A 23,823-nucleotide genomic window follows, 5' to 3' on the forward strand; every position below is an offset into this window, starting at 1 on the left:
TCTACCAGGGAATCTCATAAGACAGCTCGGCCATCGCCGGGCCGCAGACTTCCTCGAAAACCGACCTCTGATCTTCTGTCCAGGACTTCCACGCACGGCTTCGCGATTCAGCCCCCTCTTTGGTTTGCGGAGAAACCGCGTCTTCGACCGTGTTCCGACTGACGAAGTTTTCACGCACAAATTTTTCGCACGCGTCGGATCGCTCAAGACCAAAGCGTTTCTGAACGCGGCCGAAAACTTCCTGACATGAATCCTCCTGCAGCAACAATTCATGTCGCACGAGAAACAGGCGATCCTTGAGCTCAGCATGTTGCCCGAACCAGCGAATGATATCGATCGAATGTGCCCACGCGATGCAGTGCGTTCGAAAATCGCCTGCTTTGCTGATGTGAGCATGCTTCAGCCGAGATGCGACGACTTCGAGGCCATTGCGAACGATGTTCAACAGCCTGAAATTGGGCAAGAACAAAGGCAACGAATCAAACATATCATCGCGCAACGAGGTGAAAGTCGAAAGCGCCTTGATCTCGCCGGCTCCATCGAGCAAACTTTGAGGAAACAGCATCCGGTACGACGTTTCGCGAAATCCGTTCAGAAACTCTTCTGGCGCGACTGACATTTGACGGGTTCGCGAGGGATCATTCAGCGTCTGACCGACCACCGCCATGACATCTCTCAGCCACACGTTCTCGCGATTGTTCGACAGCACTTGCGGGTGGGATCCGATTGCACGTGTCAAGATTGTCGTCCCGGACCGAGCCTGGCCGGACACAAGAATTAGCGGCAAATCCTTCAAACGATCGTGCATTGTGTAGTAAAATCAAAGTGCTACGGACAAAGTAACTGCACGCCCATCATTTCCGGATTTTCAAAATGAAACAAGCCAATCTTCAACAAGTCCCGGTCCGGTGGCTCCTGCTGATCCTGATGGTTGCCGTTTTGTCGCCTGGAATTGGGGAAACGATGGCTCAGGAACTGTCGGCGAAAGAAAAGAAAAATGTTGAACAGGTGAAAGCGTTAATCACCAAGGCCGGTTTGGAATTCAAAGAGAACAAATTCAAGGCCAGTGCCAGGTTGATCGCCAACGTTCAGAAAAAACTGGCCCGATTCGCCAAAAGCGCTGACGGCGAGTACCGAGAACTGCTCGAAGCCCAACATGATCGCATGGCCAAGGCACACAAGATGCTGGTCGACAAAAACCAGAAGCTTGACGAAGTCGTTCCACTGCCCAAATCGAAATCGATGTCGGATAAGGCCGCAAAGGAGGCTGGTGAAGATGACGCCAACGAAGTGAGCTTTGTCAGTACCGTCGCACCGATTTTGAACGCGAAATGTGGACGCTGTCATGTGGCCCGAGCCCGCGGCCAGTTCAGTGCCCGCGACTACAACGCGTTGATGGATAGCACCACCGTCACCGAAGGTTCGCCCGACGTGAGCCATTTGATCGAAGTCATTGAGGACGGCAGTATGCCCAAGGGCGGTCTGGTGGTTACGGAATCGGAACTGGCGTCGCTTAAAGGGTGGATCGCAGCAGGTGCCAAGTTTGACGGCGATGACAAAACCAAATCGATTGCCGAAATGGGTGGCGGAGCAGGGCAGGGGAGTGCTCCAGCGGGAAATCGCCGCAACGCGATGGCTGCAACCAGCAAACCCACGGGAAAAGAAACGGTTTCCTTTGGCGTGCATGTGGCTCCAGTGTTGCTGGAACATTGCGGACGTTGCCACATGGCTCGCAATCCACGCGGAAACTTTAATATGGCTCAATTCCGAACATTCATTCGCGGCGGCGATAGCGGCGCACCCGTTCAACCTGGAAGCAGCGCCAACAGCACGCTGATCAAACGCCTGCGTGGCGAAGGCGGCGACGTGATGCCTCCGGCCGGAAAACTGGACGACGCCGTGATCGACAACATCGCCAAGTGGATCGACGAAGGTGCTCGCTTCGATCCTGCGGACGCGAACCTGACCATGCAGGCGGTCGCGTCAAAGGGCAAATCGGAATCGCTGGATCATGAGGAACTGATCGAGTTCCGCAAAAAGGAAGGCGACCGAATTTGGAAGCTGGTGATGTCGGACATTGAACCTCAACGGAAAGATTCCGAAGCATTCCAACTGATGGGCACGCCAACGGAAGAAGGGCTGGATGCGATTGCCAAAGAAGCCGATTCACTTGCCGATCAAATCATGAAACAGCTAGGCACCGATTCGCGGCAGCACTTTGTTCGCGGCAAAGGAAACATCTTTGTCGTCACACGACGCTACGATTTTGGTGAGTTCGGAAAGATGCTGTTGCGTCGTGAGTTTCCCCGCAAGCTACAGGCCTATTGGAACCACAACGGAACGATCGCCTACAGTGCGATCCTGAAGTCGCCCGACAAAAACGTCGACGATGTTCGTGTTGTGCTAACGCGGCAACTGGCTTCAATGCACGTCGCGGATCTGGCTCCCGGAATTCCGCGTTGGTTCGCCGACGGGATGGGATTTCGCGTCGCCGCCGAGATGCACAAAAAGGATCCTGTCGTTCAAGCCTGGGAACAGGACGCGGTCGCCGCTGCGAAGTCGATGAACAAGATCGATGACTTTCTTCGCAACCGAATGGACGAAGACAAATCAGGGCTGGTAAGCTTCCTGTTCGTTGGGCGACTGAAGTCTGACCGAGGTCGCTTCAAAAAGTTGATGAACGGGCTCAAAGCGGGTGAAAGCTTCGACGCCGTGTTCGAGAAAACTTACGGAGCAACTCCTGAAAAGTTATTCCAGGGTTACCAGGGCGGATAGAGCCCGCGACAACCCGCTGCCTATCGGGATTTCTGGCCCGCCATGGTCAGCTGATCAGTGATGTACTGCCCGGCGGTCTCCCGCACCGACGTCGCGATATTGACGTTGCCCCGGCATTCAGGTCGAAAGCGGCGATCGAGCACCAGGACTCCGCGAGTCAGCGTTCCATCGACCTCGACGTCGGCACCGATCGACTCGAACTCGAATAGCTGCGGCTCAAGGAACGACAATGCTCCGACCGCATCATTGAGAATCACTTGCTCCAGTCCCAACTGCTGGCGACAGGCTCGGATCGTGTAAGGCATGATGCGACCTAGAAGGTCACCAACCCGCGAGCCACCCTTGGGCATGTCGCCAAGGATCCCCAAATCGAATTTGACTTCGCTGGTGACTTCCAACGGCAGCAGCATTTTCGCAGCACGTGACTGCAGCACTTCTCTGGCACCCTCGGGGTCAAAATAAAAGTTGAACTCGGCACAGGCCGTGATGTTTCCGCTCGCGTTAAGGCTACCGCCAGTCATCACCAGCTTGTCGACCATCGCCGGCAGCTGAGGATCTCGTCGAAACGCACGCGCGACATTCGTCAACGGGCCCAGGCAGAGGATCGAAACTTCATCCGGATTGGAGCGTACGGTATCGACGATCAACTTTTCGGCTGAGCGGGCGTTCTGCGGCACCGACACCTCAAAATTGGCGTTTCCAAGTCCGTCGTCGCCGTACAGAAACCGCGAATCGACCGCCGGAGCATTCTCGTTGGGCGTTGCCAGCCCGACACGTGGATAGCGATCCGGATCCAACAGCGTCAATACGGCCTGCAGGTTCTCGTTGGCCTGATCAGCCCCAACGCAACCTTCGGTAGCCGTGATCGCGAGCACTTCGTACCGATCATCAAACAGCAACATGCACAGCGCGACGACATCGTCGGTTCCCATGTCGCAATCAACGATAACTTTTCTTGGCACGGTATTTTGGCTCTTGGAGAGGACAAGGAAGGAGAATTAGGGGCGGGCAAACCGATTGTAGGACCGGTCCACGACGCCAACAAGAGAAATCCGAATTGCAGGGCAGAATCCGAGGGCTCAGTCTGTTAAAATCGGACGATTACGGTAGCCCGGTCTTCCGGACCTACATTCCCAGCCCAATGTTGATTTGCTGACTGAGCTCAACTCAAACTCACGTTTCCAACTCAACCACCCAACACTCTGGAGCCCCAATTGATTCGCGAAGCTACACAACAGGTCAACAGCGGAGAGTCGCTGACGCAGGAACAGATGACCGGAGTCGTAGACGATATCATGCAAGGGAATTGCAAAGCGTCAGAAATTTCAGCCCTGCTCGTGGCGCTCCACGAGAAAGGTGAGTCCGTCGAAGAGCTTGCTGGCGCGGCGATGGCGATGCGCAAGCACATGACTCCCATTCGCACCAAACGCGAAAGCCTGATCGATACCTGTGGAACGGGTGGCGCGATGTCCGGCACCTTCAACGTCAGCACCGCTGCGGCGATTGTGGCTGCTTCTGCAGGAGCTTCGGTTGCCAAACATGGAAACAAGAAATCGACCAGCAAAACTGGCTCTGCCGACGTCCTGAAGGTGCTCGGCGTCAACATCGAGTGCTCGATCGAGACCGTGGAAAAGTGCCTCGACCTGCTGGGGCTGTGCTTCTGTTTCGCCCCACTGTTTCACCCCTCAGTCAAGCACGTGACGAATGTGCGCAAGAAGCTAAAACATCCCACGATTTTCAACTTGCTGGGACCGCTCTGCAATCCTGCTGGTGCTCAGTATCAAGTGCTTGGCGCGGGCCGGAGTGAAACCCGGGAAACGCTGGCTAAAGCCCTTGCTTTGCTGGGAACTGAACGGTCGATCGTCGTGCACTCGCGAGACGGGTTGGGCGAGATTTCGACAGGAGGCATCACGGACGTTTCCGAGATCATCGGTACTCAAGTTCGCACCGCCGAACTGACTCCCAAGGATTTTGGGATGGAAGAAAGCAGCGTTGTGATGCTGAAGGTCAACAATCCCGTTGAGAGCGCTGACGCCATCCGTCGAATCCTTGACGGACACGCCGGTCCTCGGCGAGATATCGTAGTGATGAATGCCGCAGCAGCCCTGTGGGTCGCCGGTATCTGTGATGGACTGTCGATCGCAGTGGAGCGATGCCAAACGGCGATCGACAACGGCCAGGCAAAACAGATGCTTGCCGAGTTGGCGGAACTGACCAACAAAGGTTAGTCCTGCTTAATCCTGCTGCGTTTGGTCGATTCACGACTTCGCATTTTAAGGCCCGCATTCCGACATCAATCCAACGCCAGCATTCCGCACTCGAAATCAACTTCCAATCATGCGACTTTTTGAAGGAACCCAGTGGGACGTTCCTCCTCGCTGCGATCGCTGTGAGGAACTGGAGTCGGACTGCAAATGCCCTCCGCTTCCTCCGCCAGCCAACGTGGTGGATCCGTCGAATCAGAAGCTGAAGATCCGGGTGGAAAAGCGCAAACGGGGTAAGATCGTCACGGTGATCGTTGGCTTGGCGAATGATGATGCTCGGAGTGGATTGTTAAAAGAGCTCAAGAATCTGGTCGGCTCGGGCGGCACGATTCGGGACGAAGATCTGGAGATTCAGGGCGATCACGCCGACACGCTTGCAAAATCACTGCTCGAACGCGGGTATCAAGTACGTCAAAAGTAAGCGTTTTCCCCGTCGAAAACTTTCGGTTCGATTTGGTCGGTTAGCTGTCCGCTCAACTTCCGGGTCAAGCGTTTGATGGCGGCAACCGATAACCGAACAAGGGCAAGTGTCGGGGAGCTCGAAACCCTTCACCCATTCCTCACAATCCGCTTATCTTGACACCTCAAAAATAGCGCACTACATTTCTTGAGATGGCTCTTTCGGGCCAATGCTTGACATACTGGAGATAGAATGACACACGTAGTTACCCAACCTTGCGACGGATGCCGTTACACCGATTGCGTCGTGGTTTGCCCCGTCGAATGTTTCTACGAAGGGCCAACGATGCTCTACATTCATCCCGACGAGTGCATTGACTGTGAGGCCTGTGTTCCGGAATGCCCTGTCGAAGCCATTTTCCACGAAGATGATGTTCCCGAGGAATGGCAGAGCTTTGTCCAGCTCAATGCTGAAAAGTGCGAAGACGCTGAGAACATTACTGAGCGACAAGAGCCGCTAAAGAAAGACGACTAAGCCTTTGGCGAAAGTTTTGAAACACGACGAAACGGCAGGGGTCATCCTTGCCGTTTTTTTTCGTAAAACAGCACACGGCAGAGGCCTGTGGCACCTAGACGAACTTGCCCTTCTCAAGCCTTATCGTTCGCGAAAAATCGCCGGCCAGTTTCCCGCTGTGCGTCACGCAAATCAAAATCGAATTGCTCTCCTGTTGAACTTCTAGCAACAGCGATCCGAGTGAGTCAGCGTTGGCGGCGTCGAGTGATCCCGTCGGCTCATCCGCCAAAAGTAGAACGGGCTCGCAGATCAACGCTCGGGCGACGGCAACTCGCTGTTGCTCACCGCCGGACAGCAGCCCTGGCTTGTGCGTCATGCGATCGGCAAGCCCCACCGATTCCAACAGGCTTTTCGCTCGATCTATCATCGCCGAATCGGGCTTCCCGGTTGCCAGAGTCGGAACCAGAACATTGTCGAGCGCCGAAAGCTGAGGCAGCAGATGATGCTGCTGAAAGACAAAGCCAACGTTTGCGTTCCGGTGACTGGCGAGTTCCCCTTCGTTCAGCTCGGAAACGTTCTTCCCCAACAGTTCGACCGTCCCGGAGGTCGCCTGATCCAGCGAGCCAATGATATGCAGAAACGTGCTCTTTCCACTACCGCTTTCGCCAACGATGGCGACGTTCTGCCCACGGTCCAGTTCCAGTGAAACTCCATCGAGAATCCGCAGCGTTTGAGCAGGGGTCTGGAATTCCTTGACAATATTCGACGCGACGAAATCAGCCATTGGCTTGATCACCTTTTCCGAGGTTCAGAAGGGCCAAACATCCGAGGCCGTAGAATGAGTACTCAACATCATGAGCATCGTCCCAAGCTGCCGCCTGGAAGCCACCCTCGGGCAATTGTAACGAATTGACGAACTTGCGGAGCAGTGAAACGTCCAGCTCGTCAAACGATTCCAGGTCCAGCAACGTCAGCCCTCCAGTGAACGAGCTCAACAGGTCCGCGATCGGGATCCGAGTGTTGGCTCGCAGGCCGCCTTCGTCTGTTTGCATCTCGCAGAGAAAATCCAGCGTGAGCTCTTTGGTGTCGTGATCCATTTGCGGCAGATCGGGTTCGTGCTCGCGCAAAATATTCAGTGTCGCCACGGCTGCGGCCGATGGGTTTGTGCCCGCTCGCTTGCTGGCCCGGATCTCACGCCAACCGCCTTCCGGGTCGCGGCGCGATTCCAAAAACTCGACGACTGATTTTGCGTCGGGAGTTTCCTTTTCCAACAGCTCCAAAACCAGAACGACAAGGAACGTGTGATAGGTGCTTCCCGCATGGCCTTCAGGAGCTTTGGCGTAGCCTCCGTCTTCGCGTCGCAATGTGTGCAGAAATTCAGCCACATTGTCTCGCCATTCCGGATCGGAATCCTGAAAGATATCGATGCCGGCAGAGACCTTCAGCAAGTTGGCAGCGTAAAACAGCGAGAAGAAATCAACGATCGTCTGATGGCCTGCCATTTGTCCGCGGAGAAAGTCAGCGGCTTTTTCAGCGACTGGTCCGTACAGTTGCCCCAAAATTGAAAGGCCTCGCAGCGCGAACGAGGTGTAGTAGAGGTCGCTGCCGCCCATCCGGCCTCCAAATCCACCGTCTTCTTTTTGAGCCCGCAGAAAATAGCCGGCGTGAAGCTCACGAGTTTCTTCCGGCAGGTTTCCCAGCCCGGTCGCGAGGCGGACAGTGAGATTTTGGAGGTAGGAAGACATTGATTAATTTCGCGAGGGTCGTGTTGTCGGCTTTCAACCGCAGCATGTTGTAGCGATGGCGTACAGGCGTTGAGGAGGGCAGGCTCAATTGCCGGAAGTCATCCATGCCACACGGTGACACGCCAGTTGCGCACAACTATTTGTCTTTTAGGTACGGTCGTACCTTTTCAATAAACCCGTTCGGAATCTCAACGGACTCCGGTTTCTTTCCATGTTCGAACTTGCAACAAACGACAGTGATACTGCCGTCGGCCACGGGCACCTCATCGCGTGTGAACTGAAAATCGTAGGTGATGCTTTTGGTGCCGATTCGAGCCACGCTGACCTCGACGTCGATCATCTCTTCAAACTTGATTGCCTGACGATAGTTGCAGTTCGCGTTGACGCGTGGCCAACTGATTTCCTGGCCATCAACGGTACAGATCACGCCCAGATCGACGCTACGCAGGAACGCGTGCTCAGCCTGCTCCATATAGGCGAAGAAGTTTGAGAAGTGCACGATCCCCGCCATGTCCGTGTCACGGAATTCGATGCGTCGCGAGTGTTTGAAAGTCTGGGGCATGTACCAAGCCTGATCCGATCGTTGAGTTGTCAGGCGAAATTATAGACGATCCAGGATTGTTGCACGCACCCAAATGGCTCAACAGCTTTTTGTTGTGGCTGCCGCGAGGGCAGCAGACCGTTGCGAAAGACAAGCCGAAAGCCTGTCGCTGGAGTTGGGCACGCTTTTACGGAACGCGATCGAGCGATACGGATCGAGCGATGAAGAACCAGCATCAGGACGCCAGAATTGGCAACAACTTCGTCTACTGCTAGGCTTTCTCAGCAACGCGGATTTTCGCGCGGGCCTGGCTGACGGCTTTCTGTTTAACATCGGCCAATGTCACGTTCTGGGACGAAAGCTCGTTGGCAGCGTCGAGAGCTGCTTTCGCTTCTGCGACGTCGATATCGCCGGCAGGTGTGCTCGAGCCCGTCAACACGGACACGACGTTGTCCTCGACCTGAACGAAGCCACCGTCAACGTAGAAACTCTGAGTCGTGCCGCCGTCCTTGACTCGCAACTCGCCCGGTCCCAGGCGACCAATCATGGGAGCGTGGTTGGCTGAAACGCCGGACTCGCCATCAAACATCGGCAACACAACAAAATCAGCTTCCTGATCAAGCGTGGTGGTCTCTGGCGTTACGATGACGATTTTCAGTTTGGACATGGCGACAAGTTAAAAGTTTTCAGGGTACAGTTTTCAGTTCTCATGGGCAAAATCGACATGGGCTGTGCCCTGCAACTGTACCCTTTCAACTGAAGGCGGTTACGCCTTCGCTGCCATTGCTTTGGCTTGCTCTTCAGCTTGTTCAATCGAACCAACGTACATGAACGCACCTTCTGGAAGGTGATCCCACTTGCCATCGCAAAGCTCTTCGAAGCTGCGAATCGTGTCTTCGAGCGATGTGAATTCACCTTTCTTACCGGTGAAGACTTCCGCAACGTAGAACGGCTGCGAAAGGAAACGCTCGATACGGCGAGCACGATGAACGACGGTCTTGTCCTCTTCGCTCAGCTCGTCAACACCGAGAATGGCGATGATGTCCTGAAGCTCGCGGTAACGCTGAAGCGTCGTTTGAACTTTACGAGCCACGGCGTAGTGGCGGTCTCCAACGTAGGCGGGATCGAGGATACGAGAAGACGAAGCCAGTGGGTCTACAGCCGGGTAGATACCTTTTTCCGAAATTGAACGCTCAAGGTACAGGAAAGCATCCAGCTGACCGAAAGCAGTCGCAGGAGCCGGATCCGTCGGGTCATCGGCAGGGACATAAACGGCCTGTACCGATGTAATCGCACCTTGCTTGGTCGATGTAATACGCTCCTGAAGAGCACCCATCTCTGTCGCCAGCGTTGGCTGGTAACCTACAGCAGAAGGCATACGACCGAGGAGAGCCGATACTTCAGAACCCGCTTGTGAGAAGCGGAAGATGTTGTCGACGAACAACAGCGTGTCAGCACCGGTTGAATCGCGAAAGTGTTCCGCCATCGTCAGAGCTGACAGAGCAACGCGAAGACGGGCCCCAGGCGGCTCGTTCATCTGGCCGAAGACCATCGCAGTTTGCTCGATAACCTTACGGCCGGTTGAGCCGATTTCTGTTTCCTGCATTTCAAGCCAAAGGTCAGTACCTTCACGAGTACGCTCTCCAACGCCCGCGAATACCGAGTAACCACCATGCTGTGAAGCGATACGAGCGATCAACTCAGTCAGAATAACGGTCTTGCCCAGTCCGGCACCACCGAACAGTCCGGCTTTACCACCACGAACGAACGGTGTCAAAAGGTCAACAACCTTGATACCTGTTTCGAAAAGCTCAGTGTTGGTTGAAAGCTCAGCAACCGCTGGAGCCTGACGATGAATCGAACGTCGCTCCTGAGTTTTGACTTCGCCACGACCGTCGATTGGCTCGCCCAGCATATTGAATACGCGGCCGAGTGTTTCGTCGCCAACAGGAACGGAAACTGGAGCACCTGTATCAACGCAGTCCGCACCACGGCGAAGGCCTTCGGTCGAACCCAGAGCAACGCAGCGAACGCGTCCGCCACCAAGGTGCTTGGAGATTTCTCCGTAGAGCGTTCGCTTGTTTCCACCGGCATCGATTTCCGCCGTGACCGCGTTGTAAATCGCCGGCATGTTGGATGCGTCGAATTCGGCATCGAAAGTCGAACCGATCACTTGTGTGATTTTACCGATGTTTGCCATGGGATTAGTCTCTGTTTGTTTTTGGGAATCAGCTGGTTAACTGATCAAATCAAAATGTTAAAAGTTGAATTGAATACGAGGTCGGAATTCGAATTGGGAATTGAAATGTGCATCCCCACTCCGGCCTCGAATTGTTTTATCCTTCAAGTGCCTCGACACCGCCGATGACTTCCATGATCTCGCCAGTAATCTGCGACTGACGGGCACGGTTGTAAGTTCGCGACAGGTCCTTGATCATGTCGTTCGCCGCTTCGGTCGCACTCTTCATCGCGATCATCCGCGCCACTTGTTCACTCACAGCGGCATCCAAAAAGCACTTGAAAAGCTTGATTCGGAAACTCGAAGGAACAACTTCCTCAAGAATGCTTTCTGCCGAAGGAACAAATTCGTACAGCGACGTGGCTTTGTCAGCAGCTTCCGGGTCGACCGGAGTATCGGCACCTTCAATCTTGCCCAACGGCAACAGCGTCTCGGTTACGATTTCCTGCCGAGCCACCGAATGGAACTTGGTGTAAGTCACATCCAGGCGATGCAGATTGCCCGTGGAATATTCCTGCAAGTACCGGTTCGCGATCAATTCCACGTCCGCAAACAATGGCTGGTCGTCGAACTGCGTGAATGATTCATCTGGCTCAATCTCACGGAATTTGAATCCGTTGAGACCACGCTTGCCGCTAACTTCAAGAGTCAGGTTGGAGACCTCTTCCATTAAAGCTTCGCGAGTTTTCAAGCCAAGTCGCAATGCGTTGCTGTTGTAGCCACCACACAGACCACGGTTCCCGGTCAGAACCAACAACGTCGCGTTGTCGGTCTTTTCCGGAGCCTCAAGCAGCGGGTGGGAAACTTCCAAACCGGCTCGGGCAAGATCAGAAACGACCGAAGTAATTCGCTTGGTGTAGTCGCTGGCCGCGGTCGCACGATCCATAGCCTTTTTGAACCGCGCCGTCGCGATCAATTCCATCGTTCGCGTAATCTTCTTGATATTGCGAATGGACTTGCGTCGTTTGTCGAGTGCTCTGGCGTTGGCCATGACTTATTGCGGAATGGGGAATGTGGATTAACGAACCAGGAGGACACAGGCCCGAAGCCTATGCCACGTTACTACTTGAACGACTTGTTGAAGTCATCGATCGCTTCAGAAACGGCTTTGGTCGTTTCGTCGTCCTTCTTCTTCATCGCGGAACCAACGTCCTTGTTCTTGTCGAGCAAGTCCCAGACGTCTTTCTTTTTGGTTTGCATGAACTCAAGGAACTCGCTTTCCCAACGACGAACTTCGCTGATCGGAACTTCATCGAGGTAGCCATTGGTACCGGCGTAGATGACCATGATCTGGTCGACCACGTTGAGCGGCTTGTACTGAGCCTGCTTCAACAACTCAACCATGCGATAACCGCGATCAAGTTTGGATTGCGTCGCCGGATCCAGGTCGGTTCCAAGCTGGGCGAAGGCTTCCAATTCGCGGAATGAAGCGAGGTCAAGACGCAAGCTACCGGCAACGTTTTTCATTGCCTTCACCTGAGCCGCACCACCTACACGCGAAACCGAAATACCGGCGTTCATCGCGGGGCGAACACCCGAGAAGAACAGGTCGGGCTGCAAGTAGATCTGTCCGTCGGTGATCGAAATCACATTGGTTGGAATGTAAGCCGAAACTTCACCTTCCTGCGTTTCAATGATCGGGAAAGAAGTGATCGAACCGCCGCCAAGTTCTTCGCTAAGCTTCACCGATCGCTCGAGCAAACGGGAGTGACAGTAGAAAACGTCACCAGGGTAGGCTTCGCGGCCCGGAGGACGACGCATCAGAAGCGACAACTCGCGATAGGCAACCGCCTGTTTCGAAAGGTCATCATAAACGATCAGGCAGTGACCGCTGTTGTACATAAAGTGTTCCGCCATCGCCGTTCCCGCGTACGGGGCAATGTATTGCAGCGGAGCAGGTGAGCTGGCACCGGAAACGATAACCGTCGTGTAATCCATCGCGCCGTGTTCTGTCAGCTCTTTGATCACGCCGGCAACCGACGAGTCCTTCTGACCAACAGCGATGTAAAAACACTTAACGCCAGAGCCTTTTTGGTTGATGATCGCATCGATACCAACCGCGGTCTTACCAGTCTTACGGTCACCAATGATCAATTCGCGCTGACCACGGCCAACCGGTGTCATCGCGTCGACGGCCTTGAGACCTGTCTGCATTGGCTCGGTCACAGGCTGGCGTTCAGCAACACCGGCAGCAATGATTTCAACCGGGCGAGTTTCAGAACTGTTGACTGGCCCTTTGCCATCGAGTGGATTCCCGAGAGGGTCAAGAACGCGACCGACAACAGCATCGCCAACCGGTACCGACAGCAGCGTGCCGAGCGATTTGACTTCGTCGCCTTCGTTAATTTTCAGGTAGTCACCAAGAATGATGATACCGACGGAGTTTTCTTCGAGGTTGAAAGCCAGGCCGATGATGCCGCCCGGAAACTCAACCATCTCACCAGCGGCAACATTCGTCAGTCCGTGGACTCGGGCAATACCGTCACCCACTTCGAGAACCGTTCCGACTTCTCGCACATCGATTTCGCTCTCAAAGTTTGCGATCTCTTGCTGGATCACTGAAGCGATTTCGTCCGCACTAATTTTCATTGTTATCCTCGGGTTTCGTCGCGACGACTTCTAGCCGTCCGCTGCTTGTATCTTTAACGGCTAAGCCGCCGTGCCTGTTAAGCACGGGCTCAAAGCCGTACCACGCATCTATGTCGTAATGAACTTGTCCAACTTCTCGCGAAAGGCATCGACTGCCTTTTTGACTGCTTTGGCGCGAACCTGCTGCAGTTGATTCACCACGCTGCCGTCGTAAACCGTGTCACCGACCCGCACGACCATACCGCCGACGATATCGGGATCCACAACGCACACGAGCGTGACTTCTTTGCCAAGGATGCCCGAAAGCTTTTTGGCAACGCTATCCTGAACCGAAGTTTCGATTTCACTGGCGGTCGTCAATGTGGCTTTCACCCGACCCGCCATTTCGTCGTGAGCTTTCACCGTCGAGCTATGAATCGAATTCAAACAATCAAAGCGATCACGCTGGGCAACCATCTTCAAAAAGTTCAACAACCCGTCGCTACACTTGCCCTTGAAGGCTTTGTCCAGCATCGAAGTCTTGTCCGCCGCATCGATTCGAGGCGACTCCATCGCGAGGCGAAACTTGGGCAGTTCATTGAACACGCCAACGACTTCGCCGAGCTCCTCAACCATTGCGTCAAGCTTCCCGGATTCTTTGGCGAACCCAAGAAAGGCTTTTGCGTAGACATCTCCCAGCTGCTGCTGGTCAGTGTCAAAAACGGTTGGTTGCTGAGTATCATCCATCACAGGGCTCAATCGGATCCAGACTTACGAACCAAAACGCTTAAGCGATTCTTCGATCAACTTGGCGTGATCGTCTTTTTTCAAAGACCGCCCGACAATACTGCCAGCCAGATCAACCGCCGAAGTCGCACTCGATTCAGCCAACTCCTGAACCGCAGCACTCTTCGCAGACTCAATATCAGCGATCGCACGGTCACGAGTCTTCACAGCTTCCTCGTTTGCTTCAGCAAGAATCCGCTCTTTGGCAGCCACTGCATCCTGACGGGCTTCAGCCAGAACGGCTGCGGCTTCGTCATGAGCACCAGCAAGCTTGTCCTCGTACTGTTTCAGCTTCGAGTCAGCTTCTTCTTTGGATTTCACCGCCGACTCGATACTGTCCGAGATGGATTTCTCGCGAGCATCAAGGCCTTCCATGATCGGCTTCCAGGCATATTTTGTCAGCACAGCCAACAAACCAAGAAACACGATCAGCGTAAACAGACCCAAGTCAACCGGAAATGACAGAGCATTCGGCTTGCCGTGGCCCGCCTCTGCCAGGAGAGGCAGCTGAGCAAAAGCAAAATTGAGGAACATGACAGTTCACCGGGAGGTAAATCGAAGTAAAAAACAAACGGGAAGTTTGCCGAAGCGTTACCCGCCGTTGATCAAGCAAACGATCAGTGCGAAGAATGCAGCACCTTCAATCAGAGCCGCAGCAATAATCATTGCAGTCTGAACGCTACCAGCAACTTCCGGCTGACGAGCCATGCTTTCGCAAGCCGCAGCGCCGATTTTGCCAATACCAAGACCTGCACCGATCAATGCAAGGCCGGCACCAACAGCAGCGAAACCAGCGATGCTCGTTTGCGCAACGACTCCCGCAGTTCCTGGTCCTTGAGCCATTGCTGGCGAGCACATCAATCCGAAAACACAGAATGCGAGAAGCATCAACCATTTAGACATTTGAGAAATCTCCGTCAGTTTTTATGAACAACAGTTCGGTTCAAAATTAGTTTGGAACAGCCTTGGGCTGACAATCAGTAGTAATTCAATTAGTGAGCGTGTTGGGCAGATCCGATAAACAGCGACGCAAGAAACGTAAACACGTAGGCTTGCAAAAACGCCACGAACAACTCCAACAAACTCAACGCTATCGCAGCCAAAACAGCAATCGGCGACACTACTGAAAACAGCAATGTCGAACCCGAAACGACCCCGATAAACGCAAGGAAAATCGCCAACACAAGATGGCCAGCAAACATATTCGCGAACAGGCGAATCGCCAGCACGCCATGCTTCACAAGGAAGCCAAATATTTCGATAACAAACATCAGCGGAACGAGCAGCTTATCCAGCCCCGCCGGAAGATCCATGTGTGGAACCTGAGCCTTCAGGAACCCAACCACACCCATCTTTTGCATTCCGGAACCAGCCGTCACGACCAGCGTTGCCAAAGCAAGAGCGGCGGTTACCGCCAGCGAACCTGTCGCACTTCCGACGAACGGAATCATTCCCAGCAAGTTGCAGCCAAGAATGAAGAAGAACAGCGTCAACAAGAAAGGCAAAAATCGGCGATAGTCATGCTCGCCGATCGTCGGCTTGGCAACCTCGTCGCGGATAAAGACAACAAACGTTTCCAACAAATTCCAGATTCGGCCCTTCGGGCGGTCACCAGATCGCAGCTTTCCGGCCAACCAGATAAACAGACCCGCACAGATCAAAGCCACCACAAGCTCATTGAGCATAAACTTGCTCATCTTGCCGTAGCCTTTAGGCAGCAAAGTCAGATTTGGGACAGCGACTTCGCTGGTGATATGCCCCTCCTCATCTGTATGCTTGCCAATGAACTCAGGCAACTCATACGCGTAACTATCCTGCACATGATGAAACAGGTGAGCAGGGTCAAGGAACACATCCTGACCATCCTGCAACGTGTACTCACCCGGGTCTTTCGCCACGGCATGAGCATCACGACCTTCGCCAGTGTGCGCGGCATCAGCCACTTCATGATCGTGATCATGATCGTCGGCTTTTTCGTCCTGTTTTTCGTCTTCAATTAAACGCACTGCGTCCTCATCCGGCCTGTCGATTGATCTGCGGAAAACCCAAACGCGAAACTTCCAGAGCAAGACTCACCACGAGCCCCACCGCGTACAACACCCCAACACATAGCGCCACGGAATTGAGCCGCGTAGCATAGTTAACGGCCACCAAAACGACGAGTAGCGGCAACCCTGTGCGACAGAATGTCGCTAAGCCAACCCGGCTCATTGCAGCGTGATCGCCTTGCGGGTACTCACTGAACACAACGCCCAGCATCATCGCAACCCAGACAACTGACGCGATGCCCCAAACAGCAGCCACTGAAATCGGCCCAAAGGCCAACCCAAAGCTTTGCAGAGCCAGCAACGCCCCTGTCGCGACCGCGATCGCCAGCGTCACCAAAGCAGCTCGCACCAGCAAACCGGCAACTCCATCGCGAAACACGATCGAACCTTCTCCGGAGCGATGCTCGGATTCGGCGACGGCAGGGATGGTGGTGGTTTCCGGCATGGACCGTAAAGATCGCTACTTGGTTGATTTGAATTTTTCTGAAGCCAACTTTGCGTCGCGTTCGAGCGAGCGTAACAGTTTGCGGAACTGCACCGCAGCTGCCGCCATCCCAAAAAACAGGCTCACGACAGTGAACACAAAACCGGTTTCCAGCCACTGGTCAAGGTAGTAGCCAGCGACAACCGGAACTGCGAAACAAAGGCTGACTGAAATGATCTGCGACACTTTATCCATCGCTTTGACGTGCGACGAACGGGTGTCAGTGGAAGGCTCTTCAGGTGGCGTTTTATCGCGTGTCATTCGCTCATTCGCCGGAAAAACCAACCGTTCTCTCGAATCGCTCGACAATCTATCTGACCCTCGATTGGCCTACAACCAGCCGTTCTGGACTTTGGGAAAAATTTCACAAAGTTCTGCCGCATTATTTGACATATTCGCTGCTACGATGGTTCGCGAGCCGTTATGTTTTTGCGTCCATCGCGCGGCCGATCTCTGGCGTTCCGAAATGCCTATTTCGTCTCGTCGCAGCAAAAGCTGACATAGGCTTGCAGCCTGTGGTCACGATGCAGCAAGAATGTGGCGTAAACTTCCAGCTGTGTCCGGCGTCGCACTCGGTCGTCGCCTTATTTCTCGCTGACCGAAAACGATCTGCCGTTACGCAACGATGTTCGTTGCCAACAAATCCCGCACATCACATTCCATTCAATCCACCAGTGCAATCGATTGCACTCACAGCCATGGCCAAGAAGCGTTCAAAATCATCCTCCGCCGATCGCGGCAAAAAGAAAGCGGCCTCGCGCCGCGGCGGCACGCGGTCCAACAGCCCGTGGGCCAAGGCCAGCAAGAAAGCGGCCTCGAAGAAAAAATCTGGCGTCAGCTCTGCCGGTAAAAAAAAGACGACTCGCAAAAAGACGACTCGCCGCAAATCCGACGATTCGACTCAGCGGCTACAGCGCGTGATGGCCGCAGCCGGGATCGGAAGCCGCCGCGAATGCGAAACGATCATCGAAGAGGGCAGGGTGGAAGTCGACGGTCAGACAGTCGTTACGCTGGGGACCAAAGTCGATCCCACAAAACAGAAAATCAAAGTCGACGGCAACGAGCTGAAGCAGGAGCGTCTGCAGTACTTCATTCTCAACAAACCGACCGGCGTGCTTTCGACCAGCAACGATCCTTCGGGCCGGATGCGAGTCATCGATTTGATCATGACCAGAAATCGCGTCTACAACGTCGGGCGACTGGATCAATCAAGCGAAGGCCTGATTCTGGTTACCAACGATGGAGAGCTTGCGAACCGATTGACTCATCCACGTTACGGCGTCGAAAAGAAATACCACGTTCAGGTGACTGGTCAGCCTGACGCCGCGGATCTGAAAACGCTGACCGATGGCGTGTACCTGGCTGAAGGTAAAGCCAAAGCGACATCCGCGAAGTTCATTCGCAAGGGCAAAGAAAGCAGCTGGATCGAGATCACGTTGATGGAAGGTCGCAACCGCGAGATCCGTCGCTTGCTGGCGAAGATCGGCCACAAGGTGCGAACGCTCAAACGAGTTTCGATTGGCCCGCTCAAAATGAAAGACCTGCCATCGGGTGCCCATCGCGAACTGACGCCGGGCGAGCTGAAGGCGTTGAAGAAGGCCTGCTCTGGCAAGCCGGTGCAACGAAAAAAGTCGATCGGATCAAGGACTCGTGGACTCGACGAAGTCCAGGAAGAAAAACAGGCTCGCCGCGAAGCGAGACAGAAAAAGAAACCATCGACCAGGAAGAAAGCCAAGACTCGCAAAGTCACTGGCTCGGGCGCTCGCGGTGCTGCTCGGCCGACCAAAGGCTGGCGCACCGAAAAGACCAACCGCAAGAAGCGACGCTAGGCCCGAAAGCTGGCTTCCCCCGTTTTTACTACGCGCCCCGGTTGATTGGCTTATAATCTGAAAAACGATTTAGCCGAGCTAACCATGGCAAAAATGAAGAAGCCGAAATCTGTCGAGGACTACATTGCGTCTCAGGAAAAGTGGGACGCCGAGCTAACCAAGCTTCGGGAAACGATGCTCTCGACGGGGCTGGAGGAAACGATCAAATGGTCGATTCCGGTATACGTGCACAACGGCAAGAACGTTGTTGGTATTGCGGGATTCAAGAACCACTTCGGCGTGTGGTTCTACGAAGGCGCAGAACTCCCTGACCCTCAAGACGTTCTCACCAACGCACAGGAGGGCAAGACTCAGTCGATGCGTCATTGGAAGATGGCCTCGGCCAAGGACATCAAAGTCCGCGCCCTCAAGGCCTACGTGAAAGAAGCGATGAAAGTCGCAGCGACGAAGAAAGTGACAACCGGGAAGAGGAAGAAGAACGCGATCACTTTCGAGATGCCACCGGAACTCGCCGCCGTGCTGAAGAAAGACCGAAAGGCGGCTGCCGCGTTTGGCAAACTTTCTCCCGGCAAGCAGCGAGACTATGCCGAGCACATTTCTACGGCCAAACGTGAGGCGACGAAGCTGACACGACTGGAGAAGATCCTGCCCATGATCCGTGACGGTGTCGGCCTGCACGACAAGTATCGCAATTGCTAACGGCCTTTTGCATTCAACTGGGATGTGACCGTACCGAACGTGCGATCATTCATCACACAACCCTAACGAGACTTTAACGTCGGACTTGCGAAAGCCTTCACAAAGGCTCCGTATAACCCGCGTTTTTATTCTTACGGGGAGTTGATGAGCATGAGCAGCAGACGCAATAAAGGATTTACATTGGTTGAGCTTTTGGTGGTGATTGCCATCATTGGAATTTTGATCGGCATGCTGCTTCCGGCCGTACAGCAGGTACGCGAAGCCGCCCGGCGCACCGACAGCATGAACCGGTTGCGGCAAATCACTCTGGCGACTCACAGCTACGAGTCCAGCCACATGGAGTTTCCACCATCCGTCGTAACGGTGGGCGGACAGTCAAAAATTCGCGGTTCGATCTTCCTGCAGATCCTTCCTTACATCGAGCAACAGAACTTGCTCAATCAAACCATCGATACGGGCGACTACTACGGCGTCTATCGCGAGAAAGTCAGCTTCTACGCGAACCCTTGCGATGTCTCGCTTGGAGCCGGTGGCACGATCGAGCACACTCCGTGGGGAGAATACGGCTTGATCGGCTACGGTGCAAACTATCAAGCACTTGGCCACATCCGAGGAACAACATCGGACGTTGACAAAATGTTGCGCGGCTTTGGCAACCTGACTGATGGCTCCTCCAACACGGTCTTTTTTGCCGAACGATACATGTCGATGCGCAACGCTGCGGCGGATTCAAACAACGACAACTGGTACTACAACATCTGGGCGTACGGCGAAGAATACTGGTACGAGTGGAATCCAGTTTTCGGAGCCTATCCCGAGGACACAGAGAACCCCGAAATCGCTCACCGGTTCCAGGTGCTGCCAACCGAAGGCAATGCCGATGCCACGGTTGACCCTTTGAAGGCACACGCCCCTCGAAGTTCCGGCATCCTGACGGCCTATGGCGACGGCAGTACTCACATGATTCAGGCAGGCGTCGCTGATGAAATCTGGTGGGCAGCTTTGACACCAGCAGGCGGGGAGGTGCTTGATGCTCGCCAGTAAACCAATCGGACAGCCGACGTTGGGTGTCGCGATGATCGGGCTGTTGCTGGGTGTATCGTGTTTTACTTTGGCGCTGTGCAGTGGCTGTAAAGAACCGCTGCCCGAAAAAGTCACGGGCTCGGTTACGTACAAAGGCAAACCGGTTTTCCCGGCCAAGGTTATGCTCAAGCCGGCATCCGGCAATGGGCTGTCCGCGAACCTGACAAATGATGGGCAGTTTACGGTCCACGGAATTGAACCGGGAAAGACTTATGACGTGGCGATCGAAGGCATCAAGCTAAAGGGCATTGCGAACGCCAAACCATCGAAGACTGGCAGTGGCTCCGAGCAACCGAAACGTCGGGAAGATAAAGTTCCCGAAAAGTTCCAACAGGCGAACATCGCATTCCCAAAGAAGTACGCATCGTTTGACACCTCCGGACTGACCATCGACTGTTCGAACGGGCTGCCGAATTCTCCAGTTGTGCTGGAGTTGAACTGAGGGCAGGCTCGTGAAGAGTCAGCCAGCAAAATTGGACAACCGTTTGGCGAAATTGGCGAAAGACGGTTGTCCGTTCTTGCATGAGCGTGATGGTGGGCGCCATGAGGTTCGTCGGTCATACAAGAAAGAAACAGCGCACGAAAAAACCGCGTGCCAAAAATATCAGCGCGCGGTCGAATAATGTCTGGTTTACGAGCAGCTAAACTAGCTGGCTGCTCCGGCGGCTTTCGCCTTTTTGATCATCAACGAAAGACGTGATTTGTAACGTCCTGCTGTGTTGGCGTGAATGATGCCTTTGGCTCCGGCACGATCCAACTTCTTCGCTGCGAGCTTGAATTCCGTTTCCGCAGTCTCGATATCGCCAGCCGTTGCAGCGGCGCGGACCTTCTTCACTTGCGAACGCATCGCACTCTTGATTGCTTTATTGCGAGCCTGGCGAACTTTGTTTTGGCGAAGCCGCTTGCTGGCACTAGGGGAATTAGGCATCGAAGATTAGATTCTGTTAGTTAATTTCGTTGAATTCGGCTCACAAATATGTCGTCATTCGCCATTTTTGTCCACAGCTAAATTTCGGCAAAACCCCCGTTTCTTCCAACGAATCCACGATGAGTGACCTTTCGACGCCAAAGCCCGATAAAAACAGGCCGCTCAGTGGCGTTCGCGTGCTAAACACGCGGCCGAGGCACGAGCCAGATCTGCTGGCAGAGGGCCTGCGAAGCCTCGGGGCTGAGGCCGTTTCGATGCCGCTGATCCGATTCCTGCCGGCTCCCGACGAGGCACGAATGGCACAGATCGCCTCGCGTTTGAGCGAGTTTTCGCTGATGGCGATCCTTAGCCGCCGAGCAGCAACTGCCTCCCACGAGCAATTCCTGAAAAACGCTCCTTCAGTCCCGCCGCTTGTCGCCATGGGCATCGGGACGCAAAAGGCTCTGTCGGCGTTTGGCTATCGAGTCGACCTGCTGCCAGACGATTCCAATAGCGAGTCGATGGCAAAGCTGTTGATCGAAGAGTTTCGCTCCCGAGGATGCTCCAAACCGATTCTGATCCTGCGTGCCAATCGTGGAAGCAATTTTTTGCCGACGGCGCTTCGCGAGGCTCAGATACCGTTCGAGGAGTTGGCCGTGTACCAGAGCGTCGATGTCACCGAAGTCGATCCTGCGGTGCTGGCCAGCCTTTCCGCCGGCGAATTCGACTGGCTAACGGTGACAAGTTCTTCGATCGCGCGAAACGCGGCGAAACTGTTTGACGGGCGACTGGGTTCCACCAAAATCGCCTCAATCAGCCCAACCACAACGCGGGCTGCGACAGAGAGCGGACTGGTCGTCGCAGCCGAAGCCCTCAAGTACGACGTCGATGGATTGCTCGCCGCGATCGTGGCTTTTCATTCGCAACAGTGAGTTTTCGTGTCATGAATTCAGAAAACGTTTCGGATGAGTTTTGCCGGTTGTCGATTGATCTGCTCGAACAGGCAATGATCAAGATCCGCCACTGCCTGGCTCAGCTAGACGATGAGCAAATCTGGTCGCGTCCTGAGCCCTCGCTCAACAGCATCGGCAATCTCTGCCTCCACATCGCAGGTAATCTTCGCCAGTGGGGCATTGTGCCGTTCACCGATGTTTCCGATCAACGAGACCGCGGAAAAGAGTTCGCAGACGCGCCAAAAACTGGAGCCAGCGAAATTCTCAGCGACCTGGAAAATGTTGTCTGCGAATCGAAAGCGATCTGGCTGACACTGGAGGCAAACGTGCTTTTGCAGCGAACGACGATTCAGGGATTCGAGGTCACAAAAATGCAAGCGATCTCGCACACCTCCAGCCACTTCGTCGGGCACACGCACCAGATCATCATGCTGACCAGATGGCTATTGGGGGAAGCCTATCGATTCCAATGGACGCCCGAATCAGGAAGCGAAAACGTGCCGCTCTGATTGGAACGTTCCGCCCGCGGCAACGTTTACCCATGGATAGCCAAAGGCTTCGCCGCGGTCGATTCAAGCAAGACTTTGGACTAACAGCGCCGGAACATCATCGCTGGAAGATCGGCAAATAGCCGTAATCCAGCTGCAAAATTATCAGATTGATGCTGGTCGGATACACCTGTCCCATATCAGCCGAAACCCAGCTACCATCGTCTTTTTGTTTTCGCAGCAGACGTTTGTAGATTTGATCGCGAAACGGATCCCACACCGACGGGCCTTGGCGGTAGACGACCTGTGAGTAATACAGATAGGTATAGTGCCACCAGCTCTCCATCTTTTTGGAACCGACGTCATGCATGTGCTTTTTGCAGTAAGCCCACATCGGTGCAATGTGCTTGCTTTGATAATCGCCGGCATTGAAAAGCGCTGCCAACGCAGCAGCCGTGATTGCGGGTCGTGAGTCACCGCCGCGGGAACCGATCGAGTACTTGATTCCGCCATCTGAATTCTGGCATTTGTAGATGTATCGCTTGGCTTTCTCGATCGCCAGCTTGGGCACCACGATCCCGGCATTGCGACACCCGCGTAACCCCTGCACCTGAGTGATCGTCGTTGAACCTTCATCGAAGTTGTCTCCGCTAACGTAACCCCAACCGCCGTCCTTGGTTTGGGCGTTGACGCTGAACTTGACAGCCCGCTCGAGAACGTCGACAAGTTCTTCGCGTCGATCGATGTCTTCTTCTTCACCGAGCACCTGCGAAAGAAAGAGCATCGCGAATCCGTGGCCGTACGTGTAGCGTTGCTCGGAAGTGGCCCCAATCAGGCCGTTGCGGCGACATTTGCTTAGCAGAAAATCGACGCAGTAGCGGATCGCTTTGGCGTACGGGCCTTGCGTCGTTGTCGAGCCGCTGCAAATCAGGGCAGTTCCGGCCAGGGAGGTGATTGCTGTCTGGTGGCTCTCGTCAGCCCAGCCTCCAACGCGGCTCTGTTTGCTGACCAGAAACTCAAGCCCGCGGTCGATCGCCAGCTGGACTTTGTCAGCCGCAGGAAAGCAGGCTGCAGTTGCGTGCTTCGATGGAAGCAAAGATGAAACCCTGACAGCGACGGAAGAAGCGAGCCCAATCTTGAGTATCGCTCGCCGGTCCATCGATTCGGTTCCTTGTGTTTCTACACTTGCTGTCGGAACGTTGTCCAGCTCATCGCGGCCAACACACCCGACACGATAACAAAGACGATGTCGATGATCATCCCCGGGGCGTATTTGAAAGGCGCCAGCTTTGTCTGTCCGCTCAGTCCCAAGATCAAATCGGCGGCGAACATGATAAAGATGACCACGGCAATGGAGAGTGCAATGATGCAAAGGCCTTTCTGCACAGTTTTTCCTTCGTCGAGTGGACAATTTGGGTTGGTGAAAGCCGGGAAAGGGTACCAGAATTGACGAGTCGCCGCTGCAACTGGTTCCTGGGAATCCCGTTTCGACAGTATAATT

Annotated in this window: 29 protein-coding genes; 11 read left to right on the forward strand and 18 right to left on the reverse strand. The window is 54.4% G+C overall.

Going from position 1 to position 23,823, the window contains the following annotated elements; translation table 11 throughout:
- Window position 1 precedes the first annotated feature (1 nt).
- Window positions 2-808, reverse strand: coding sequence for a sulfotransferase (locus tag MFFC18_RS20370; protein ID WP_075084037.1), 807 nt, complete (start codon window positions 806-808; stop codon window positions 2-4).
- Window positions 809-873: 65 nt separating this feature from the next.
- Between MFFC18_RS20370 and MFFC18_RS20375 the strand changes: the two genes are divergently transcribed.
- On the forward strand, window positions 874-2,775 hold the full coding sequence (locus tag MFFC18_RS20375) for a c-type cytochrome domain-containing protein (RefSeq protein WP_075084036.1): 1,902 nt from the start codon (window positions 874-876) through the stop codon (window positions 2,773-2,775).
- Window positions 2,776-2,795: 20 nt separating this feature from the next.
- Here MFFC18_RS20375 and MFFC18_RS20380 read toward each other — a convergent pair whose 3' ends face one another.
- Window positions 2,796-3,737, reverse strand: a complete 942-nt coding sequence (locus MFFC18_RS20380; RefSeq protein WP_075084035.1) for a nucleoside hydrolase — start codon at window positions 3,735-3,737, stop codon at window positions 2,796-2,798.
- Between the two features lie 252 nt (window positions 3,738-3,989).
- On the opposite strand from MFFC18_RS20380, the gene trpD reads away from it, so the two are divergent.
- The 3 genes from trpD to MFFC18_RS20395 all read left to right on the forward strand — a co-directional run bounded on the left by trpD (window position 3,990) and on the right by MFFC18_RS20395 (window position 5,973).
- On the forward strand, window positions 3,990-5,003 hold the full coding sequence (gene trpD, locus MFFC18_RS20385) for an anthranilate phosphoribosyltransferase (RefSeq protein ID WP_075084034.1): 1,014 nt from the start codon (window positions 3,990-3,992) through the stop codon (window positions 5,001-5,003).
- Window positions 5,004-5,112: 109 nt separating this feature from the next.
- The gene (locus tag MFFC18_RS20390) at window positions 5,113-5,460 is read left to right on the forward strand and encodes a translation initiation factor (RefSeq protein ID WP_084417022.1); all 348 of its coding nucleotides are present in this window, start codon (window positions 5,113-5,115) and stop codon (window positions 5,458-5,460) included.
- Window positions 5,461-5,691: 231 nt separating this feature from the next.
- Window positions 5,692-5,973 (forward strand): 4Fe-4S dicluster domain-containing protein, encoded by a 282-nt coding sequence (locus MFFC18_RS20395; RefSeq protein WP_075084032.1) that lies wholly within the window; start codon window positions 5,692-5,694, stop codon window positions 5,971-5,973.
- A gap of 94 nt (window positions 5,974-6,067) precedes the next feature.
- On the opposite strand, the gene MFFC18_RS20400 is transcribed toward MFFC18_RS20395, so the two are convergent.
- The 3 genes from MFFC18_RS20400 to MFFC18_RS20410 all read right to left on the reverse strand — a co-directional run bounded on the left by MFFC18_RS20400 (window position 6,068) and on the right by MFFC18_RS20410 (window position 8,259).
- The gene (locus tag MFFC18_RS20400; RefSeq protein WP_075084031.1) at window positions 6,068-6,736 is read right to left on the reverse strand and encodes an ABC transporter ATP-binding protein; all 669 of its coding nucleotides are present in this window, start codon (window positions 6,734-6,736) and stop codon (window positions 6,068-6,070) included.
- Window positions 6,729-7,697 (reverse strand): prenyltransferase/squalene oxidase repeat-containing protein, encoded by a 969-nt coding sequence (locus MFFC18_RS20405; protein WP_075084030.1) that lies wholly within the window; start codon window positions 7,695-7,697, stop codon window positions 6,729-6,731. Before MFFC18_RS20405 ends, MFFC18_RS20400 begins: the two co-directional genes overlap by 8 nt.
- A 136-nt stretch (window positions 7,698-7,833) precedes the next feature.
- Window positions 7,834-8,259, reverse strand: a complete 426-nt coding sequence (locus tag MFFC18_RS20410; protein WP_075084029.1) for an acyl-CoA thioesterase — start codon at window positions 8,257-8,259, stop codon at window positions 7,834-7,836.
- 56 nt (window positions 8,260-8,315) lie between these two features.
- On the opposite strand from MFFC18_RS20410, the gene MFFC18_RS20415 reads away from it, so the two are divergent.
- On the forward strand, window positions 8,316-8,513 hold the full coding sequence (locus tag MFFC18_RS20415; RefSeq protein WP_075084028.1) for a hypothetical protein: 198 nt from the start codon (window positions 8,316-8,318) through the stop codon (window positions 8,511-8,513).
- Here MFFC18_RS20415 and atpC read toward each other — a convergent pair.
- The 10 genes from atpC to MFFC18_RS20465 form a co-directional block, all read right to left on the reverse strand.
- The gene (gene atpC, locus MFFC18_RS20420; RefSeq protein WP_075084027.1) at window positions 8,510-8,905 is read right to left on the reverse strand and encodes an ATP synthase F1 subunit epsilon; all 396 of its coding nucleotides are present in this window, start codon (window positions 8,903-8,905) and stop codon (window positions 8,510-8,512) included. The genes MFFC18_RS20415 and atpC overlap by 4 nt on opposite strands.
- 99 nt (window positions 8,906-9,004) lie before the next feature.
- Complete coding sequence (gene atpD, locus MFFC18_RS20425; RefSeq protein WP_075084026.1) at window positions 9,005-10,438, reverse strand: F0F1 ATP synthase subunit beta; 1,434 nt, start codon at window positions 10,436-10,438, stop codon at window positions 9,005-9,007.
- 136 nt (window positions 10,439-10,574) lie between these two features.
- Entirely contained in the window at window positions 10,575-11,468 is an 894-nt protein-coding gene (gene atpG, locus MFFC18_RS20430) for an ATP synthase F1 subunit gamma (RefSeq protein ID WP_075084025.1), read from the reverse strand.
- A 71-nt stretch (window positions 11,469-11,539) separates the two neighbouring features.
- The gene (gene atpA / locus MFFC18_RS20435) at window positions 11,540-13,066 is read right to left on the reverse strand and encodes a F0F1 ATP synthase subunit alpha (RefSeq protein ID WP_075084024.1); all 1,527 of its coding nucleotides are present in this window, start codon (window positions 13,064-13,066) and stop codon (window positions 11,540-11,542) included.
- Between the two features lie 108 nt (window positions 13,067-13,174).
- Window positions 13,175-13,792 carry an ATP synthase F1 subunit delta gene (gene atpH, locus MFFC18_RS20440; RefSeq protein ID WP_075084023.1) on the reverse strand — a complete coding sequence of 206 codons (618 nt, stop codon included), beginning with the start codon at window positions 13,790-13,792 and terminating at the stop codon, window positions 13,175-13,177.
- A gap of 24 nt (window positions 13,793-13,816) precedes the next feature.
- Window positions 13,817-14,365: a F0F1 ATP synthase subunit B gene (atpF, locus tag MFFC18_RS20445; protein WP_075084022.1), complete on the reverse strand. Its 549-nt coding sequence runs from the start codon at window positions 14,363-14,365 to the stop codon at window positions 13,817-13,819.
- Between the two features lie 57 nt (window positions 14,366-14,422).
- Complete coding sequence (gene atpE / locus MFFC18_RS20450) at window positions 14,423-14,734, reverse strand: ATP synthase F0 subunit C (RefSeq protein ID WP_168211104.1); 312 nt, start codon at window positions 14,732-14,734, stop codon at window positions 14,423-14,425.
- 89 nt (window positions 14,735-14,823) lie between these two features.
- A complete protein-coding gene (gene atpB, locus MFFC18_RS20455; RefSeq protein WP_087149626.1) occupies window positions 14,824-15,837 on the reverse strand; it encodes a F0F1 ATP synthase subunit A in 1,014 nt (337 codons plus the stop codon).
- 7 nt (window positions 15,838-15,844) lie between these two features.
- On the reverse strand, window positions 15,845-16,324 hold the full coding sequence (locus tag MFFC18_RS20460; protein ID WP_075084020.1) for a hypothetical protein: 480 nt from the start codon (window positions 16,322-16,324) through the stop codon (window positions 15,845-15,847).
- Window positions 16,325-16,339: 15 nt separating this feature from the next.
- Window positions 16,340-16,624, reverse strand: coding sequence for an AtpZ/AtpI family protein (locus tag MFFC18_RS20465; RefSeq protein ID WP_075084019.1), 285 nt, complete (start codon window positions 16,622-16,624; stop codon window positions 16,340-16,342).
- A 437-nt stretch (window positions 16,625-17,061) separates the two neighbouring features.
- On the opposite strand from MFFC18_RS20465, the gene MFFC18_RS20470 reads away from it, so the two are divergent.
- From MFFC18_RS20470 to MFFC18_RS20485, 4 genes are all read left to right on the forward strand, one after another.
- Complete coding sequence (locus MFFC18_RS20470; RefSeq protein WP_162273938.1) at window positions 17,062-18,192, forward strand: pseudouridine synthase; 1,131 nt, start codon at window positions 17,062-17,064, stop codon at window positions 18,190-18,192.
- An 84-nt stretch (window positions 18,193-18,276) separates the two neighbouring features.
- Window positions 18,277-18,891, forward strand: coding sequence for a YdeI/OmpD-associated family protein (locus MFFC18_RS20475; protein WP_202907526.1), 615 nt, complete (start codon window positions 18,277-18,279; stop codon window positions 18,889-18,891).
- Between the two features lie 150 nt (window positions 18,892-19,041).
- A complete protein-coding gene (locus MFFC18_RS20480; RefSeq protein ID WP_162273937.1) occupies window positions 19,042-19,935 on the forward strand; it encodes a DUF1559 family PulG-like putative transporter in 894 nt (297 codons plus the stop codon).
- The gene (locus tag MFFC18_RS20485) at window positions 19,922-20,416 is read left to right on the forward strand and encodes a hypothetical protein (RefSeq protein WP_075084016.1); all 495 of its coding nucleotides are present in this window, start codon (window positions 19,922-19,924) and stop codon (window positions 20,414-20,416) included. The genes MFFC18_RS20480 and MFFC18_RS20485 overlap by 14 nt, the downstream gene beginning before the upstream one ends.
- A 204-nt stretch (window positions 20,417-20,620) precedes the next feature.
- On the opposite strand, the gene rpsT is transcribed toward MFFC18_RS20485, so the two are convergent.
- Window positions 20,621-20,902, reverse strand: coding sequence for a 30S ribosomal protein S20 (gene rpsT / locus MFFC18_RS20490; protein ID WP_075084015.1), 282 nt, complete (start codon window positions 20,900-20,902; stop codon window positions 20,621-20,623).
- Between the two features lie 119 nt (window positions 20,903-21,021).
- Between rpsT and MFFC18_RS20495 the strand changes: the two genes are divergently transcribed.
- Both MFFC18_RS20495 and MFFC18_RS20500 read left to right on the forward strand, forming a co-directional pair.
- The gene (locus MFFC18_RS20495) at window positions 21,022-21,813 is read left to right on the forward strand and encodes a uroporphyrinogen-III synthase (protein WP_148619006.1); all 792 of its coding nucleotides are present in this window, start codon (window positions 21,022-21,024) and stop codon (window positions 21,811-21,813) included.
- Window positions 21,814-21,824: 11 nt separating this feature from the next.
- The gene (locus MFFC18_RS20500; RefSeq protein ID WP_075084013.1) at window positions 21,825-22,343 is read left to right on the forward strand and encodes a DUF1572 family protein; all 519 of its coding nucleotides are present in this window, start codon (window positions 21,825-21,827) and stop codon (window positions 22,341-22,343) included.
- Between the two features lie 97 nt (window positions 22,344-22,440).
- Here the strand turns inward: MFFC18_RS20500 and MFFC18_RS20505 are convergent, their stop codons facing one another.
- Window positions 22,441-23,481 carry a prenyltransferase/squalene oxidase repeat-containing protein gene (locus MFFC18_RS20505; protein WP_075084012.1) on the reverse strand — a complete coding sequence of 347 codons (1,041 nt, stop codon included), beginning with the start codon at window positions 23,479-23,481 and terminating at the stop codon, window positions 22,441-22,443.
- Window positions 23,482-23,501: 20 nt separating this feature from the next.
- The gene (locus MFFC18_RS20510) at window positions 23,502-23,708 is read right to left on the reverse strand and encodes a hypothetical protein (protein WP_075084011.1); all 207 of its coding nucleotides are present in this window, start codon (window positions 23,706-23,708) and stop codon (window positions 23,502-23,504) included.
- Between the last annotated feature and the right edge of the window lie 115 nt (window positions 23,709-23,823).

The sequence above is a fragment of the Mariniblastus fucicola genome (assembly GCF_008087665.1).
In the GTDB taxonomy this organism is placed as follows: Bacteria; Planctomycetota; Planctomycetia; order Pirellulales; family Pirellulaceae; genus Mariniblastus; species Mariniblastus fucicola.